The 18,064-nt window shown below is 48.6% G+C and carries 15 protein-coding genes and 1 pseudogene; 4 read left to right on the forward strand and 12 right to left on the reverse strand.

The window, feature by feature from the left end; genetic code table 11:
• Positions 1-373 precede the first annotated feature (373 nt).
• Positions 374-940: a VanZ family protein gene (locus ACE5LO_RS06810; RefSeq protein WP_375519264.1), complete on the forward strand. Its 567-nt coding sequence runs from the start codon at positions 374-376 to the stop codon at positions 938-940.
• Between the two features lie 128 nt (positions 941-1,068).
• Here ACE5LO_RS06810 and ACE5LO_RS06815 read toward each other — a convergent pair whose 3' ends face one another.
• The 7 genes from ACE5LO_RS06815 to ACE5LO_RS06845 form a co-directional block, all read right to left on the reverse strand.
• Positions 1,069-1,578 carry a hypothetical protein gene (locus ACE5LO_RS06815; protein ID WP_375519265.1) on the reverse strand — a complete coding sequence of 170 codons (510 nt, stop codon included), beginning with the start codon at positions 1,576-1,578 and terminating at the stop codon, positions 1,069-1,071.
• A 315-nt stretch (positions 1,579-1,893) separates the two neighbouring features.
• A complete protein-coding gene (locus ACE5LO_RS06820; RefSeq protein WP_375519266.1) occupies positions 1,894-3,744 on the reverse strand; it encodes an ABC transporter ATP-binding protein in 1,851 nt (616 codons plus the stop codon).
• Positions 3,737-5,515: an ABC transporter ATP-binding protein gene (locus tag ACE5LO_RS06825; protein ID WP_375519267.1), complete on the reverse strand. Its 1,779-nt coding sequence runs from the start codon at positions 5,513-5,515 to the stop codon at positions 3,737-3,739. The genes ACE5LO_RS06820 and ACE5LO_RS06825 overlap by 8 nt, the downstream gene beginning before the upstream one ends.
• An 81-nt stretch (positions 5,516-5,596) precedes the next feature.
• Positions 5,597-6,010 carry a MarR family winged helix-turn-helix transcriptional regulator gene (locus tag ACE5LO_RS06830; protein ID WP_375519303.1) on the reverse strand — a complete coding sequence of 138 codons (414 nt, stop codon included), beginning with the start codon at positions 6,008-6,010 and terminating at the stop codon, positions 5,597-5,599.
• A gap of 495 nt (positions 6,011-6,505) precedes the next feature.
• Complete coding sequence (locus ACE5LO_RS06835) at positions 6,506-7,537, reverse strand: NADH:flavin oxidoreductase/NADH oxidase (protein WP_375519268.1); 1,032 nt, start codon at positions 7,535-7,537, stop codon at positions 6,506-6,508.
• Positions 7,538-7,836: 299 nt separating this feature from the next.
• Positions 7,837-8,115: a hypothetical protein gene (locus ACE5LO_RS06840; RefSeq protein ID WP_375519269.1), complete on the reverse strand. Its 279-nt coding sequence runs from the start codon at positions 8,113-8,115 to the stop codon at positions 7,837-7,839.
• A 227-nt stretch (positions 8,116-8,342) separates the two neighbouring features.
• Positions 8,343-9,743 (reverse strand): MFS transporter, encoded by a 1,401-nt coding sequence (locus ACE5LO_RS06845; protein ID WP_375519270.1) that lies wholly within the window; start codon positions 9,741-9,743, stop codon positions 8,343-8,345.
• 128 nt (positions 9,744-9,871) lie between these two features.
• Here ACE5LO_RS06845 and ACE5LO_RS06850 point away from each other — a divergent pair, with 128 nt between their 5' ends.
• Together ACE5LO_RS06850 and ACE5LO_RS06855 are read left to right on the forward strand one after the other, a co-directional pair.
• A complete protein-coding gene (locus ACE5LO_RS06850; protein WP_375519271.1) occupies positions 9,872-10,210 on the forward strand; it encodes an ArsR/SmtB family transcription factor in 339 nt (112 codons plus the stop codon).
• A gap of 76 nt (positions 10,211-10,286) precedes the next feature.
• Positions 10,287-11,663 (forward strand): DUF2252 domain-containing protein, encoded by a 1,377-nt coding sequence (locus ACE5LO_RS06855; RefSeq protein WP_375519272.1) that lies wholly within the window; start codon positions 10,287-10,289, stop codon positions 11,661-11,663.
• Between the two features lie 166 nt (positions 11,664-11,829).
• On the opposite strand, the pseudogene ACE5LO_RS06860 reads toward ACE5LO_RS06855, so the two are convergent.
• The 4 genes and pseudogenes from ACE5LO_RS06860 to ACE5LO_RS06875 form a co-directional block, all read right to left on the reverse strand.
• Positions 11,830-12,072, reverse strand: a pseudogene (locus ACE5LO_RS06860) (KGG domain-containing protein); the annotation flags it as partial.
• 304 nt (positions 12,073-12,376) lie between these two features.
• The gene (locus ACE5LO_RS06865; RefSeq protein ID WP_305753909.1) at positions 12,377-12,598 is read right to left on the reverse strand and encodes a type II toxin-antitoxin system HicA family toxin; all 222 of its coding nucleotides are present in this window, start codon (positions 12,596-12,598) and stop codon (positions 12,377-12,379) included.
• Complete coding sequence (locus ACE5LO_RS06870; RefSeq protein WP_375356991.1) at positions 12,591-13,007, reverse strand: RelB antitoxin-like protein; 417 nt, start codon at positions 13,005-13,007, stop codon at positions 12,591-12,593. The genes ACE5LO_RS06865 and ACE5LO_RS06870 overlap by 8 nt, the downstream gene beginning before the upstream one ends.
• A 246-nt stretch (positions 13,008-13,253) precedes the next feature.
• Positions 13,254-14,600: a sodium-dependent transporter gene (locus ACE5LO_RS06875; RefSeq protein ID WP_375519273.1), complete on the reverse strand. Its 1,347-nt coding sequence runs from the start codon at positions 14,598-14,600 to the stop codon at positions 13,254-13,256.
• A 463-nt stretch (positions 14,601-15,063) separates the two neighbouring features.
• Here ACE5LO_RS06875 and serS point away from each other — a divergent pair, with 463 nt between their 5' ends.
• Entirely contained in the window at positions 15,064-16,350 is a 1,287-nt protein-coding gene (gene serS, locus ACE5LO_RS06880) for a serine--tRNA ligase (protein ID WP_375519274.1), read from the forward strand.
• A 144-nt stretch (positions 16,351-16,494) separates the two neighbouring features.
• Here the strand turns inward: serS and ACE5LO_RS06885 are convergent, their stop codons facing one another.
• Complete coding sequence (locus ACE5LO_RS06885) at positions 16,495-18,030, reverse strand: DUF4153 domain-containing protein (RefSeq protein WP_375519275.1); 1,536 nt, start codon at positions 18,028-18,030, stop codon at positions 16,495-16,497.
• Positions 18,031-18,064 lie beyond the last annotated feature (34 nt).

An 18,064-nucleotide genomic window follows, 5' to 3' on the forward strand; every position in this document is an offset into this window, starting at 1 on the left:
TTGCTCCCGTTTTTCCGCGCACAAAAATGTGTTTCGGCATCTATTGGCTCATCATTCTGCCCTTGACGAAGCCAGACCGCGTTTAGTAGAGGTTGAGATTAGGGCGAATACGCCGCGGTTCTGCCGCTTTGCGGGTTCGCCTATTTCGGCGGCGAAAATGGGGTCTACCTGTCCTCCGTAAGGAAGGGGGCACAACGGGTGCGACTTCTTCAGACGATACGAATTGAAGGATAAATGGAATCGTGGTAGACTCTTTTCTACCACTTAGTGGTTAATCGACAGGCTTGGTAGAATGATTTTACACGTTAGGTCGGCTTATAGTCGAAGCCGTTACGAATTTATAAACTAAACATCAGAGAATAGGTGGGAAGAAATGAAAAAAGGAGGAATTATGAATAAACGGGAGAGAATCGAAACCATCTTTTTATATGGAGTTTTCATTTGTTACATACTTTTTTTATTTAAATTATTGCTCTTATCAAGAGTTTCAATTATGGATTTGTTAGATAGTCAAAGGACTTTTGATAGTTCAATCAATCTCATCCCTTTTCATAGTATAAAAGAATATATATTTAGCAACTCTGCCACTATAAAAAATTTCGCTTTTGCTAATGTGGTTGGCAATATAATTATCTTTATTCCTCTTGGCACATATTTGTCATTATTCAAAAACAATAAAAGAGTAATAACCAATCTGCTATTTATCTTCATAGTGAGTTTATTTATTGAAATCATTCAGGGGCTTCTAGGCATTGGAACATCAGACATTGATGACATAATTTTAAATTGTTTGGGTGGATTAGTTGGTATTTTAGGGTATAGGTTTTTATTGTTTGTATTACGAGATGAGAAAAAGGTACGTACTGTAATTACAATACTATCAGTAATAGGATTACCTGTTTTATTATACTTATTATTTGTAGTGAGATTGCGCCTCTGAATATAAAGGAACAGTCTTATGGCAAAGGATTGTCCATAGATTTTTTCATGGAGTCGTCACCTTTCGGTTGTACATATGTAGTTTACACAAAGATATTGACAGACCCCATTTTGTTCCTTTGTATTTGATCATTTGTGTTTTATTGAATTTTCAACCCATTCCTTAAACTTTTTATTGATATATTCTAGCTCATTTCCATCTACTCTCTCACTCTTTTTGAGGCTAAAAATGAAATATTCGCCATCTTCATCTGGGTTCCCAAGTTTTTCTGTCAATGGACCTTCGGTGTATTTTACTTCCCAATCTAATTTATTTTTATAGGCAACCCCTTCGTGTTCCACTTTATTGAGCGTACAATTGGGATGAAAATGCTTCCTGATGTGAGAAAAATAACTATCCAAATTATTTATCCCCAATTTACTTAGTTGTTCTTTAACTGTCTTCAACTCATTTTCAGTACATTTTAATTTGAACCCTTTAAACTGTTCATTCTCTTCAAGACTAAAAACCTCATAATTTTGAAGTCTTTCGTTTCCTGGTGAAGGATTTCCAAAAATATTAATGAGAATCTCTTGTATTTTGGGAGTATTGGCTTCATTAATTGACAAAACACAATGAAATTCCATCAGTTCTGACATTAAATATTCCTCCTTCAGGTAAAGATAGAGTATAACCAATATACTCTATCTTTACTAATTATAAGTAAATATTGTTAAAGTGATGACCCATCTGCTTATGGTTTGCCTGGCTGTCGCTGCTTCGTTTGGAAACTAAGGACATAAACTAGAATGGGCAGCGTCAAGCGGTCTGTCTTCTTTGGATGTACGTCTATTGACGTACTTTCTGAAATCTTCAAAAAGGGGAAGAGATGTTCGATCAGCATCTCTTTCCCTTTTTCCCTAACCACACCATATGGGTGATTGCACGCATCAGCGGAGCGGCTCACATCACACTTATGACGCATTCTCAAACTGGCTGTTATACAGCTCGGCGTAGAAACCGCCCTTGGCCAATAGCTCCTCATGGTTGCCTGTTTCAATAATGTCGCCGTCTTTCATGACCAGAATCAGGTCAGCGTTCTTGATCGTCGAGAGGCGGTGGGCAATGACGAAGGAGGTTTTGCCAACCGTGAGTTGATCCATCGCCTGCTGAATCAGCAGCTCCGTACGTGTATCCACCGAGCTCGTGGCTTCATCCAGAATGAGCATGGGCGCATTTTCGATCATGGCTCTGGCGATGGTGATTAATTGCTTTTGACCTGCAGAGAGATTGGCTTTATCATCCAGCACCGTATCATAGCCCTGCGGCAGGGTTTTAATAAAGCTGTGCAGCCCCACCGCCTTACTTGCCGCTACAACTTCCTCGTCGGTGACATGATCCTTGGAAAATACGATATTTTCACGGATGGTTCCTTCAAACAGCCAGGTATCCTGCAGCACCATACAGAATAAAGCATGGACATTTTCACGTGATAATTGGCTGATCGGGGTGCCGTCAATATAGATTTCCCCGCTGTTCAGCTCATAAAACCGCATGAGCAGATTCACCAGCGTCGTTTTGCCAGCGCCTGTCGGGCCAACAATGGCAATTTTCTGTCCGGCTTTGGCTTTCATCGAGAAATCCTTAATAATCAAGCGGTCCTCGTTATAGCCAAAACGGACATTTTTAAATTCAACATCCCCTGTGGCGTTTTCGAGCTTCAAGGTCTTTTTGCTTTCATCGGCAAGCTCTTGTTCATCCAAAAATTCAAATACCCGTTCACTGGCGGCAGCTGCGGATTGCAGATTGGTTGCAGCCTGTGCCAATTGGGACAAGGGTTGTGTAAACAGGCGAATATACACCATGAAAGCCACAATCGTACCCATCGTAATGACATTGCTGGATACGAGCATAGCGCCGACAACGCAGACCGCTACATAACCGAGGTTCCCGATAAACATCATGACAGGCATCATAAGTCCTGACATGAATTGGGCTTTCCAGGCATTCGTGTACAGGCGGCCGTTAATGTTATGGAATACCTCTTTGGCTTCTTTTTCCCCGTTATATACCTTGACCACGTTGTGACCGGCATAAGTTTCCTCGATATGACCGTTGATTTGGCCGAGCTCCCCTTGCTGGGCGATAAAATATTTCTGCGAATGCTTCATGATCACCGTCATCAATGCAAAACCGATCACTGTAGCCACAATCCCGGTAAGAGCCATAATCCAGTTGGTAAAAACCATCATCAGCAGAGCGCCAACAAACGTAGCAATCGCTCCAACCAGTGTGCTCATACTGTTATTCAACGTTTGGCCGATAGTGTCCACATCGTTGGTGACGCGACTTAACACATTGCCATAACTCGTGGAATCAAAATACTTCAAAGGCATGTGATTGATTTTTTGCGACAATTCTGTCCGCATTTTTTTCGTGATGCGCTGTGTGACAGTAGCCATGATAAATCCCTGGAAATAGCTAAAGAACAGGCTCAATCCGTACAAAAGGGCTAACACAAGAGCGATGCTCTGCACGGCGTCCAGATCGATGCCTGTCCTGATTCCTTCCTGGATCAGATTCGTAATATCGCTGAGCTTATCAGGACCGATCACGTTGAAGGCGGAGCCAACCAGAGCGAGAATCATAGCCAGTATAATCAGAGGCACATAGGCTTTGCTGTAGGATAAAAGCTGGCTGATCGTTTTTCCGAAATTTTTCGATTTTTCACCAGGCCTCATGCCGCCCATGGGACCTCCACTCCCAGGCCCCTGCAGTTTCGTTTTTGAATTGTGACTGCCCACGGTGTATTCATTTTTACCCATGTACAAGTTCCTCCTTCGAAAGCTGGGAATAAGCGATTTCCTGATAAGTGCTGCAGTGATCCATCAGCTCTTCATGCGTGCCGCTGCCTACAATTTCGCCATTTTCCAGCACAATAATCCGGTCGGCATCCTTAATGGTGCCTATACGCTGCGCAACAATGAGTGTCGTAGCATCGCCGGTTTGCTTTTTGAGGGCCGAGCGCAAAATGCGGTCTGTTTTGTAGTCAAGCGCCGAGAAGGAATCATCAAAAATATAAATCTCCGGCTGGCGATAGATCGCGCGGGCAATGGATAAACGCTGCTTCTGACCGCCAGATACATTGGCGCCGCCCTGGGCAATTTGCCCCTCATACTTGCCCTCCATGTTCTCCACGAACTCGGAGCCTTGGGCAATCTCAACTGCTTTTTTAACCAGCTCCCCGGACATTTCCGGCTTCCCGTCAGCACCCTTTCCGTTATCGCCATACACCACGTTGGAAGTCACTGTACCGCTGAATAGCACAGCTCTCTGTGGCACATATCCGATTTTGTTATGAAGCGCTTCTTGTGTATAATTTTTGACACTCACGCCGTCAACGAGCACTTCTCCTTCTGTCGTATCATAGAAACGGGGAATCAGGTTGATCACACTTGTTTTGCCGCTGCCTGTAGCACCGATAAAGGCCACCGTTTCGCCCCTTCTGACGGTAAAACTAATGTTGCGCAGCACCGGCTCCTCTGCGTCCGGATATTTGAAGCTGACATTGCGGAATTCCACTTGGCCCGTCAACTCTGTCTTCCCGCCGGTTTCCTTCCCGTCAACGATCCTGGCTTCGGTATTCAGCACCTCCATGATCCGCTTGGCGGATACCGACGCACGTGGCATCATAATGAAGATCATACTGACCATCATAAAGGCCATGACCACCTGCATCGCATAAGAGGAGAACACGACCATATTTGAAAACAGGGTGATGCGGTCTGGCACGGCAGCCGCGTTAATCAGATAAGCGCCGATCCAATAGATGGCAACACTCAGGCCGGACATAATAAAAGTCATTCCCGGGCCGATCATCGCCATTAAGCGGTTGGCAAACAGGTTTGTTTTCGTTAATTCAACGTTGGCCTGCTCGAACTTGGCTTCCTGATACGGCTCTGCATTATAAGCGCGAACCACCCGCAGCCCGGTCAAATTTTCACGGGTTACGCGGTTCAGATTATCCGTAAGCTGTTGAATCTTTTTAAACTTTGGCAACGCAAAAATAATGATTACACTCAGCATCAAAATCAAGGCGGCTACTGCTCCTCCCGTGGAGGCCGTCCACTGCCAGTTTTGATCCGCAATTTTCACAATGGCCCAGACGGCCAGAATTGGAGCTTTGATGATCACCTGCAGCCCCAGTGCAACCACGGTTTGAATTTGTGTAACATCGTTGGTTGAGCGTGTAATCAGGCTTGCTGTCGAGAAATTGTTAATCTCTTCCATGGAGAATGACAACGTTTTGTCGAACACCATGCCACGCAGACGCATGGCCAGTCCGGCCGCCACCTTGGCGGCGAAATAACCGACAATGATCGAGGCGATCATACTGCCGACAGCACACAGCAGCATGTAACTGCCGGGTATAAGCAGCTCCGATATCTTTGAGCTCCCCGTCTGTAGTTTGGTCGTAATTTCAGCCATATAATCCGGCAGCTTCAAATCAAGCCATACCTGTACAACGATGAAAGCCAAGCTAAACAGCACAAGCACCCATTCATGCCTCTTGAGGTATTTGAAAATCTTCACCATCTGGTTGCTCTCCTTTTTATCTTATAGTGTAAGATATTTGGTAAAAATATCATTCATCCCTTAGGCTAACTGCATTGGTTATCAGCTCTTGGAAACGATGATTTTTACGAGACGGACAAATTCTTTGGCATCCTCCTCGCTCAGCTTGCGCAAAAGTTTCTCAGTTAACACAATTCCTTCATTACGTCTGTCAAGCAGAAACTGCCTGCCGACATCCGTAATAAATACGATCACTTTGCGTTTGTCGTCCGTATCGGTACGGCGTACAACATAACCCTTCTTCTCGAGACTCTTCAGCGCCGTTGCCACCCGTCCCGTGCTGACAGACAAAAATTCGCTCAATTGTCCGGAGGTCGCCCCATCTTTATGGAAATTCAGGTGTATCAGAATCCCCATTTCCCCGCGTGAAAAAGGTTGCCCCCGATCATCCAGCGGCGGTTTGCGAGCTTGGGCAGCATATTCAAAGAGCTCTTTCGCTAATGCTTTATAGTCCAATTGCATGGCTTACACCTTCTATAAATTATCTTGTACTATGAGATAATAATGACATCCGGAGCATTTGTCAACTTTGCAAATATAAAAAAAACTCAACCTAACACTCTGTGCTTGAAAGGTGTTAAAAACTTGATGGCAGGGAAGCCGGTGAATTGGGTGGCAGATCAACATCCGCCAACCGGGCGCTTTGCATCATTATCCCATTTGATCAGGTCACAGAGAAACAGACAAAATCGGGAAAAGAATATTTTTTGGTGAAGGAGCAGATAGGCTCGGGATCATTGGACGGGCTTAGGACAAAGAAGAAGATTCTGCCGAAAATCCCACCTGAAACGCCCTGAAACGCCGCCTTTTTTCCTTATCTTCTTTCCTGGCTGCCAACCCTACTCCCTGAACGAAAGGGATAATCGTGCAAAGCAATGTGCAGAGCGTAGGGACATCAGACACGAACTGATATAACCCCGCCGATTCCCGCGGCCGGGTTGCTATATGCCATTAAAACGCCCGCTCGTATTGTACCGGAACTTTATGATCCTCACCGAGCGCCGTCGCTGCATGAACAGCCCAGTAAGGATCGCTCAGCATGCCGCGCCCTACGGCTACCAGTTCGGCATCTTCGTTCCCGATGACTGATTGTGCCATGGCCGGGTCATCCAGTCTGCCGACAGCAATGACAGGAATGCCAACCTCCTCCCGAATCTGCCGGGCAAACGGAACCTGATAGCCGGGATGGTTCCCCGGTCTTCTGGCTCCAGGTGTCCCTTCACCGCCGGAGCTGACGTGAATGACATCCACACCCGCATCACGGTATGCTTTAAGCAATTCGATGGAATGGTCGATATCATACCCTCCGTCCGCATACTCCACAGCAGATATCCGGAACAGCAGCGGCATGTGCTCAGGCATCTCCTTTTTGATGGCCTGAATGACCTCTACGCCGAAGCGTGAAAGATCCTGTCCGTAGATATCATCCCGCTTGTTGGTAAGAGGGGAGTGAAATTGATGAATAAGATAGCCGTGCGCCCCATGGATCTCGATCGTATCCATACCGGCCGCTACCGCACGCCGTGCCGCTTCACCGAACTTCTGCACCATCCCCTGCACTTCCTCCGTTGTCAGCGCGCGCGGCTTCTTGTACGGCTCTCCGCCAGGAAACTCAATGGCCGACGGGGCAACCGGTTCAGCGGCGTCCTCCGCCTTGCGGCCGGCATGGGCAATTTGAATGCCTATCTTCGTCCCATGCTCATGCACACCCTCGACAATACGGCGGAATGCGGGGATATGTTCATCCGACCACAAGCCCAGATCATAGTCTGAAATGCGGCCGTCAGGCTCGACATCTGTCATTTCTATAATAATCAATCCTGTGCCGCCCACTGCGCGGCTTGTGTAATGGACATAATGCCAGTCGTTCGGGATGCCGTCCTTGGCTGTTACGGAATATTGGCACATTGGCGCCATAACAATCCGGTTCTTAAGCTCCAGTCCTTTAATGGTGTAAGGTGTAAACAGTACGTTCTTTGACATGGTGATTCCCTCCCTGTTTTCCTTCCGGTAGTTTCAACTACAGATTCGTGAATCATGTATTATACCTTTTTAGCTATGCTACAGCCCAAGTAAGTTGCGTGCAATTCATTATCATACTTTGCAAATTCCAAGACAAGTACTCACATTGGTGTACCCTAGTATCATTTTTATACTATGTTTGCGCGCAACTATGAGCCGGATGAACCTGTGTCCAGATCCATTATTATGACCTCGCATTTGGAAACTAAAAAGCCCTCCAGATTTCGGAGAGCCTTGAGCGAGCCCGCATATTTGTTTATTTAATCTTCATAGCCCGCATAGCCCCGGTCCATGAAAAAGTCCATTTCCGTATCCAGAATCGTCTCCACGGTGATTTCATCCAAATGGGCATCCGTTCTGCTCAGAATGTAATCCACCAGTTCATCTCCGTCTATTTCAACATCTCCATTGACATCCGCCTGGGCATTGTTAATAAAATCCTGCTCATGCTTAAGTACAAGCCTAATGCTATTGGAATCGATGTTGGTCTGTTCCGATATGAACCGGACAAGATCCAGTTCATTCACCTTCTCACTCATTACATTTCAACTCCTCATTATGACTTGTTGGACAAACGATCATGCATACAGGACGTTGGCCAGCTTCTTTATCATAACATCCCGGTGGCGCAGGATAAAATTAACATAACATATTACAGGAGCCTGCGCCAGCCTTCCGGTACAACGCAAGGTTAGCGAAGATGCAATTGCAGACTTAGGATGGGATAAATAAAGGCTAATTATTCCTATTAAGCAAAAGAGTACAATTAGACTTCAAGCGAGCCGGATTTGTTTTGCGCCACCAGCAGTCTGGCGCCGCGCAAATAGGCGTAAGCCGAGATAAAGGACAGCAAAGCCATGATCATAAGCCCCCAGAAAATGTTGGAATAGGCGGTTGGGAGCGAAAACCCTTTTTGCCATTCCATGGCGCTCGATGCGATCGCTACACTGAATGCGCCGCTAAAAAATTGCAGCAGCTGGAAGAGACCCATACCGGAGCCAACCTGATCTCTGGGAAGAATCCGGGAAATCTCGTTGGATACGCTGCTGGACAGCATGGTGAAGCCCAGGCTGTTCAGCAAATAGATAAACACAATGGAAAGCCAGGAATTCCCGGCATACAAGGCGAACAGAATCGTTGCGCTGAGCACCATCAGCGGCGCGTAGCGCAGAATCGCCGAATTGCCATGCCGGTCGATGATGGAACCGACCTTGCGGGAAGCGACAATGGCAAGCAAGGAGCCGGGGAAAATCACGAAGCCAGCCTGGCTTGCGGTGAAGTCAAAGCGATGCACCAGAATTTGCGGAATGAGAAATAAGGTTGCAAAGCTGCACAAATACGAAAGAATACCTACCCATGATAAAGCCGTATAAGAAGCATTGGCAAACAGGGCCGGTTGGACAAATGGCTCTGAAGCAAAGCGGATGCGCAGAATAAACAGCACAAGGCCCAGAACTCCCGCCGCAAGCGCAAGCCAGGAATGGCTGGTCAGGAACAGCAGTACACCGGTCGTGCCCACAGCGATAAAGATAGCCCCCGGCGTATCAAAAACACCACGCGTCGGCTCTTCCTTCGGGATAGAACGGTAGAAGAACGGAACAAGCACCAGGCTGATTGCGGTGATCACAAACAGGTAGTTCCAGCCGAAGTAATCAACAATGGCGCCGCCGGCAACCGGACCAAGACCAAGACCCAGGGAAACGGCCGACATAATGAAAGCCATGGCTTTGCCGCGCCGTTCAATAGGGATGTAGCGGGTGAACAACACCATAGAGAGTGAAATCACCGCTCCGGCTCCAGCCGCTTGAAGAACACGCATGGCCAGCAGGAACCAGAAGCTTGTGCTGAACAGCCCGCCCAATGCGGCAATGCCCAAGGTAAGCAAACCGATTACAAGCAGGCGCCTGAGCGGCACAAAATCGGAAAGCCGACTGTATGTAATGGAAGAAATGGCGAACATAATGGAATAACTCGTGACGATCAGGGAAGCGACCGAATCCTGGAGTCCGAACGCAGCGCCTATTTCGGGCAAAGCTAAATTGAACATGGACGTATTCATGATGGCCAGAACAACGGCAAGCCCGAGCAGCAGCGTCAGCACACTTTCCTTTTTTAAATCACCCTCTGCAGAGAGGGATGAGGTAACATCGGTTGATGCTGCCTTCATTTGATTTCACCTACTCTTTATATTTTCTTAGTTCGATTATAATCGAACATTTGAAATATAGCATGACATCCATTAAAATGCAATTAGTGATTTTGTTTATATTTCTTTTCCTAAAGGGGATAATTCAGATGAAAATGCTGTATCATCCGGGCCGGGAGGATATTGAGCTTTCCTCCGTGTTGTACGCTCTGAGCGATCCGATTCGGTTATACATTGTTTCTCTGCTTCGCCAACACGGCGAAAACCCGTGCAACTTCTTCGAGGTGCCGATTGCCAAATCCACCTTGTCCCATCACATCCGAACACTGCGCGAGGCAGGAGTAGTGTTTACGCGCAGTCAAGGGACACAACGCTTGGTTTCAGTGCGAGAGGAAGATTTGGAGGGCCGTTTTCCGGGACTGCTGGATTCCATACTGAAAGCGTATGAAGCTTCAGGCCCACCCCGGCGGCCAGACGTACAAGATTAACAGCAGACCAAAATACCTTTGCACCCGGCGCCGCAACGAGCTATGATAAGAAAAAAGTCCTGAAGGAGCATGCCGTATGGGAATGACTTCCGCTATAACCGAAGGAGTACAACGCACAAGAGCGAAGCTGCGCAAGGAATTACTGCATTCCGTTTTCAATGAATTTGATGGCACCCTTATGAAGCTGGAAGAGTCCAAGCGAATGGAGAAGTATCGGAAAATGTCGCAGAGCGCTTTTTCCTTCTATAGAGGTAGCGCCTATCTCTTCTATTTCGATGCAACCCGCCAGTATTTCCCTTATCATACCTCCGCCGACCGTCCTACCTGGATACAAGGGGATCTTCACTTTGAAAATTTCGGGGCATTCCGGAACGAGTCGGGACAGATCGTCTATGATGTCAACGATTTTGATGAAGGCTATGTCGGTTCCTATCTGTACGATCTGCTGCGGATGTCTGTCAGCATAGCGCTGGTTGGAAGACAGCTGGGGTACAGCAGGGAAGAACAAATACAGAGCGTGTCAGACTATGTGCGCGCCTATTACAAACAAATGCATCGCTTCTCGGCTGGCAAAGACGATCCCGGTGCATTTTCCGTTGATCAGCACTCGGCCAAGGGACCCGTCAAAAAGCTGCTCCGCAAGCTGGAAAAACGCAAGCAGCAGCATTTTCTTGAAAAGGTAACTGCCTTTATGCAGAGCGAGCGCGTATTCCTCGAAACGACGGAGCTGGTTGTGCCCACCAGCGAGGAGCAGAACAGCCTGGAGCAGGCGTGGGCTTCCTATCTGGACACCATCGAGTACAGAAAACATAATGAAGAGCACTACAGAATAAAAGATATCGCCGTCAAACACGGATCGGGCACAGCCTCCATCGGCCTTGACCGCTTTTATGTGCTTATCGAAGGCGGCATGGAGAAGGAAGGCGCGGATGATACCGTGCTGGAGGTTAAAGAGGTCCGGGTTCCCGTGCCTGCATACTTCATGCCATTTTCGGAGTCCTTCTGGCAGTCCTTCAGTCATCAGGGCAAGCGGGTAACGGCTACACAGCAGGCGATGCATCACGAGGCCGACGAATATCTCGGCTTTCTTACCATTGATGGCCGCGACTTCTATGTCCGGGAAAGATCGCCTTATAAAAAAAGATTGAAGCTTGAAAATATCGAAAGCACGGACGATATGAAGCAGGTTGTGGCCTTGATGGGCCGTCTTACCGCCAAAATGCATGCCCGGGCAGATGCGGATGTTGCCGCCGGCATTTTGTCCTATCATAGTGAGCATGAAATCGCTAGAGCAATGGGCCCCGACAGGGACGCCTTCTGCCACCATATTACTCAGTGGTCCGCAGCCTACGCGGATCAGGTGGAGGCAGATTATGAGCTGTTCCTGGAATGGACCGGTTCTCAACAGCCAGAGACGGAGGAGAAAATACCTGGCGAAGAGCAAGTCGTATAGCCGTAGGCCAAACAACACAGCAAAGAACCGCCGATATCGGCGGTTCTGCTTGATTTGCGATATTCTGCCCTGAAAATTTAATTGACCCTATGGTCGCAAAATAGCATGAAAGTTTATAATGATGCCCATTGTATGCCTTACCGGGGAATTAGCGGTCACTGCCGCGCGATTCGCCGCCTCTACGGCCAATCTCCTGATAGAACTCCTTGCCATGCGATTTGGAAGTCGCCTCGCCACCCTTTTCACCGATCTCCTGGTAAAATTCCTTGTCATGGGAGTTTGCTGTAGCTTCGCCACCCTTGCGGCCGATTTCCTGATAAAATTCTTTGTCGTGATTTCGAGCAGTGGCTTCCCCGCCCATTCGGCCTGCTTCTTCCCTACTCATTTTGCCATCTTGGTTTTGTGCCATGTTCTATCACTCCTCTGAACTTTTTATGTGGTAGCGCCACGTTCATTTATTACCCGCCCTCCGAAGAACGAAACACAGCGGAGTGTTAACCCGAAGACCGGGGCCCATGCTGTACATCTAAGAGAGCATAGTTTTCACGCCTGTTGATGAACCAGATACTGGTTTAAGAAGGCTCAACAAATAAACGTGCTTTGCCAACACTTTAGTCATGGCGATGATGCAAGCGCTTAAGCTCTTCCAGGATTACTGCATCGGTAAGTTCTTACAAATCCTTCACAATCCGAAGGATCCTACGTCATTAATTCTATTTTTTCGAATTAAAATACTCTTTATCAACTCTCAACTGCTGTTTTAAAATCCGATTAAACAGGCCTTTGCCGATTTCTCCCGTTCCCTTTGATACCGCTGTCCTTAAAATCTCTCCGTTTGGCAGAGTTTTTTCGTATATCTTATCCCTGCCATTCTGTCTTACCAAAACCCAATCATCACGTCTTAAAAAGCTTTCCAAGTCACCCCAACTAGGCATGGAACATACGTGCTACTGACTCAATATCATCTTCCAATAGTACACGTAGAATGTACGGGGCATGTTTATGTCGATTGGGGGTATTGTAGTAACGCGAGTAATTGGCTTCATAATCTATCGCATATTCCACCAAGTTCCTGGACAATTCATATTTGAGTTCTTCTAGTGTCTCGGCGTCTGCTGCAATATCATCGATTTGCTCTATTGAGCCGGCATATCGGCCATCCTCATCTTGTTCATATTCAAAGGTCAACTCATACACGGACAGCAATTCCTTCATTTGCTGCTTCGAGAATGCCATTATGACATCTCTGTTCCGCTTGATCGCTTGAGGCTTATCTCTGACAATGGTATCAATAAAACCACCAAAATTTGCTCTTACTTCTGTAGCATTAAGAACGGTTTGCATAATCATCCCTCCTTCGCCTCCATTGTACCAGAATATGTACACAATGTACACTATGTAGTATATTCATCTGCGTTCCTAATCATACTTGCAACGCAAAAAGAGGTTGTCCCAAAAGTCAACTTTTGATTTTTTGTTCCCCACTTTGAACTGAATTTCTCCGAAAAAAGGACCTCAAATTCCACTATATAGTGGAATTCGAGGTCCTTTCGGTTGTAAATTGGGGTGTGCCTATGTAGCCCCCAGAGATTAAAACTTAATGACACCCGCCGAATACAACAGCACGAGCAGCATCAGTACAGGTGCTACGTAACGCAGCATGAAGAGCCAGATGCGGAACCACGCAGCGGTCAGACCCGCCGCATCCGCCGCCTTCTTCCAGAAGTAGCCTGCAAAGAGTGTGGTAAGCAGGCCGCCCAGCGGAAGCAGAATGTTGGAGGCGATAAAGTCCATCCAGTCAAAGAATGCCTTGCCGCCAAAGGTCAATGCAGGTACCATTCCGAGCGAGAGCGCGGAAGGAATACCAAGGATGAAGCAAATCAGCGCCATCGTCCACACGGAGCGGGTACGGCTCCAATTCCAGCGCTCTTTGGCATAAGCTACAGGAACCTCCAGAATCGATACAGCAGAGGTCAACGCGGCAATCGCCAGCAGAACGAAAAACAATCCTCCGAACAACCAGCCCAGAGGCATCTCTGAAAATGCCGCAGGCAGGGCAATAAATACGAGCGAAGGTCCTTGTCCAGGATCAATGCCAAAGGAGAACGCCGTCGGGAAAATAATCAGGCCGGCAATCAACGCATAGATCAGGTCGCCTGCGCCGATGGCCAGCGTAGCCGTCCCCAGCGACTGGCGTTTGTCCACATAAGCCCCGTATGTAATCAAAATTCCCATACCCAGGGATAGCGAGAAAAAGGCATGTCCCAAAGCAACCAGCGCGGATTCTGTGGTGAGCTTCGAAAAGTCAGGGTTCAGAAAGAAGGAAACCCCTGCATCTGCGCCCGGAAGGGTTACGGCGCGAATCATCAATACAATCAACAGTACAACCAGGCCGGGAATGAGCACCTTGTTAAACTTCTCGATGCCTCCCGAAATGCCGCGGATGACAACCCAAACCGTAATAAGCATGGCAATCGCCTGCCATACAATCACCATAGGTCCGGACACTAAGCTGCCAAACTGCCCGGCAAAGTCCTCATTTACAAACAATCTGCCACTGAACGCAAGAATAGCATAATGAAGCGTCCAGCCTGCTACAATCACATAAAAAGACAGAATCATGGAAGGCGCGATGATCTGAATCAGCCCCAGGCGTTCCCAGATCTTGCCCCCGCCGGCTTTGACGAAGGATGAAGCTGCACTGCCCCGTCCGCTGCGTCCGATAGCCAGCTCAGCCAGCAGAACCGGCAGCCCTACCGCTATCAAACATATGATAAAGATCAGGAAGAAGGCCGCTCCTCCATACTGTCCTGTAATGTAAGGGAACTTCCACATATTCCCTAGACCTACTGAGCTGCCGATCGCCGCCAAGATAAACCCGGCGGAGGAGAAACGCTCTCCTTTCTCAGACAGCTTTTTTTCTTGCTGAAAGCTCATTTATATCCCCCTACTAAAAGCAAATTTAGTTCATTATATACTAGCTCACACAGCAGGTCAGCAAGAAAGTTTGTAAAATACGCGTGAGGGATACAAATTGATGATTTGTCCACTCAGAGAATAATTTTCCCAAATTATGCAGCAGCATTCCTCTGAACAAATTTTCAGTTCCATACTTGATTGTTTCCCCCTGATCTGCGTATAATATCCAAAAACACACCCGATCATGCCCATGAAGAGCATCCAACTCGGAGGCGTTTTCGTCAAGGAGATCCCGCAGCGAACGCAAATCTCCCTAAGTTAACCGGACCCGCCCGTTACAGCGGACTAAAGTGGATTGGACAGATTGCATGTCCGGTCAATTTGGGTGGCACCGCGAGATCAGAGCGCTCCTCGTCCCATGTGGATGAGGGCGCTTTTTGCATTTCGCAATACCATTTCTATTGTGAAGGAGTGCGGTGCCATGCTGGATATTAAATGGATCAGACAGCATCAGGAAGAAGTACAATCGGGGGCGGATCAGAAAAAAATCAAGGTTTCTGTAACGGAATTACTTGAGTGGGACGACCGGAGACGGCAGCTGCTGCAGGAGATAGAGGCACTTCGGCAGCAGCGCAACAGGCTGAGCGGCGAGATCGCGGCCCTTATGCGGAAAAAGGACAACACAACGATAGAACAAACGCGTCAGCAGGCCAAGGAGGTTCATACGGCACTGGATCGGCTGCAGGAAGCGCACCAGGAGGCGGAAGCACAGTTTCGGGAGCGCATGCTGCTCATCCCCAATATCGTCTCGCCCGACACACCCGCCGGCAGCTCGGATGAGGATAACGTGATGGTGAAGCGCGTTGGTGAACCGCCCCGATTCGAATTTGAGTTCAAGGATCATATTGCGCTCGGCCGGCTCCACCGGATGATCGACATCACCCGCGGCGTCAAAACAGCCGGAACACGCAGCTATTACCTCACCGGCAGCGGCGCACTGCTGCACCGGGCCGTCCAGCAGCTGGCAGTCGATCTTCTGCTTGCCAAAGGGTTTCGGCTCCTTGAGGTTCCGCTCATGGTGCGCACGTCGGCTATGGTGAATGCCGGGTTCTTCCCGCTCGGTGAAGAGCAGACCTACCGGATCGAGGAAGAGGGCCAATGGCTGGCGGGAACTTCCGAGGTTCCACTCGTTGCTTATTACAACAACGAGGTCATCGACGTTGCCGAGCCAATAAGGCTGGCCGCCGTCTCGGTTTGCTTCCGCAGCGAAGCAGGCTCGGCGGGACGAGACGTGCACGGTCTGTACCGTGTCCATCAATTTGCCAAGGTCGAGCAGGTCATACTGTGCGAGGCCAGCCTGGAGACGTCAGAGAAGATGTTCCGGGAAATTACAGGGCATGCGGAAGAGCTGCTGCAGCTGCTAGAGCTGCCCTATCGGGTTATGACTGTCTGTGCTGGGGACATGTCGCAGAAAACCTACAAGCAGCAGGATATCGAAACCTGGATGCCGAGCCGCGAGGCATACGGCGAGACGCACTCGTCTTCGCAGCTGCTGGATTTCCAGGCGCGCCGCTCCAATATTCGGTACCGGGATGCGGAAGGCAAACTCGTCTATTGCTATACGCTCAATAACACAGCCGTCGCCTCCCCGCGCATCCTGATTCCCCTGCTGGAAAACCATCAGATGGAGGACGGCTCAATCCGCATTCCGCAGGCGTTGCGGCCTTACATGAACGGTCAAGAGTTGCTTCGTCCCCTGGCTGAATAATTGCAGCAGGGACAGCAGCAATCGGAGGGAACGGCTCGTTCCCGGAGCGCCTCATAACATATGAAGCATATGAAGGGGATGCCCAGGTCAAGTGTGGACCTTTGAGGGCATCCCCTTTTTTATTTAAGGCAGCGGAACGCGTATTTACTGACCCCTAAAATAGTCTTCAAGAGCCTTTTGCGCACGATACTCCGCCAGATTGAAGGACTGCCACGGTACATGGATGCTGTCCATTCCGGCAAAACGCTCCTGCAGATGGGCATTCAGCTCCGGATACTCGTTCCGGGCAAATTCAATCAGGTGTGGAACTGCATCCGCCGACAGGCCCTGGAGATAGTAGACATCCATATTGCCGCTCACACGGTAACGTTCAATGTTCCGGTCCGCAATGATGGTATCCATTCCAATATAATTGATAAGCACATATGCGCATAAACCAAGCAGGATATAACATTTTGCCAGCGGTATCCGGGTAATATGAATGCGTAGCGCCGCGATCAGGAGCAATAGCCCCAGGAAGATCATAAAAGCATGCACAAGAAAGCGGGTATACGTATAACCATAGGTTTCTTCGTACATGACAAGCCGGATATACGCGGAATACAGCATGATCCCCGAGCATGCAACCAATACATACAGCATTCCCTGATTCCACCGGTGCAGCCGGCCGGGGGCCTGTTCTCCCAGCAGCAGTACAACCAGCATCAGGACAAAATTGATAGCCGTCACCATGATCAGCTGAGCAAAGCCGCTTCTCGCATACTCCGCGTAAGAAAGCCCGTCCGGCAATACACCTTCGCTTGCCCCGAAGAGATAGGCAAACTGGGTATAAACAAACAGCAGATACACCACATTCATCGTCACCAGTATGGTTGCTGTAATCACCGGAGCAAGCTTGACGCTTACCGCCTCCTCCGCCCATTCACCCAGCTTCTGTTCAAGCCTGTCATCCGTTGTATCCCCAGTTTTAAGCTCCGTGGAATACGGCTTGAAGTCCACGAACCCCCACAGATATCCGAAGAACAGCAGACAAAGCACCACGGCCCAGACCAGACGTACACCGCCTTCTCCGAAGGATAAATGACTTCCCAGCCAGGAAGGAACACTGGCAAGCATATGGTCGAACATGCCGTCGGCCGAGGCCAGCAGAGCCACTACAATCGTTACCAGTGGCACTGCCACGAGCAAACCGGTCAGAATCTGGACAAGGACTCTCTTATGTCCCTCCTCCATCCGTCGGCCGATGCTGTTCTTCAGCATGCGGAACACCGTACCAGTATGCCGCAGGTTTTGCGGAATCAGATGGTCGATCGTATCCCACAGCAGCCGGATATCGGCCCAATCCAGCCTTCTCCTGCTGAACTTGTAGGCCATATGTACAGACACCAGACATGGAATAACGAGCAGATTGAGTGCATAAAAAAGCGGATTATAAAACAGTACATAAGTCAGGGACAGAAGCATGACCGAAGTAAACAACAGCCAGCCGAACCAGGTGAATTCACGCATCCGATCCTTGGCGTACACAAACATAAATGCGTACAAACACACCGTAAATAGCGGATACGACAGACCCGGGAAATATCCAAAAAACAGATACTGATGAATGACCGCCAGTAAAAGGGCTCCAGCTAGCGCATAAAGCGGACGTTTGGGGCTCTGCAGCAGTTTATCAACCATGAAACATGACCTCCAGTATTTTCTACACCCTATT

The sequence above is a fragment of the Paenibacillus medicaginis genome (assembly GCF_042138635.1).
GTDB classification, from domain to species: Bacteria; Bacillota; Bacilli; order Paenibacillales; family Paenibacillaceae; genus Paenibacillus; species Paenibacillus medicaginis.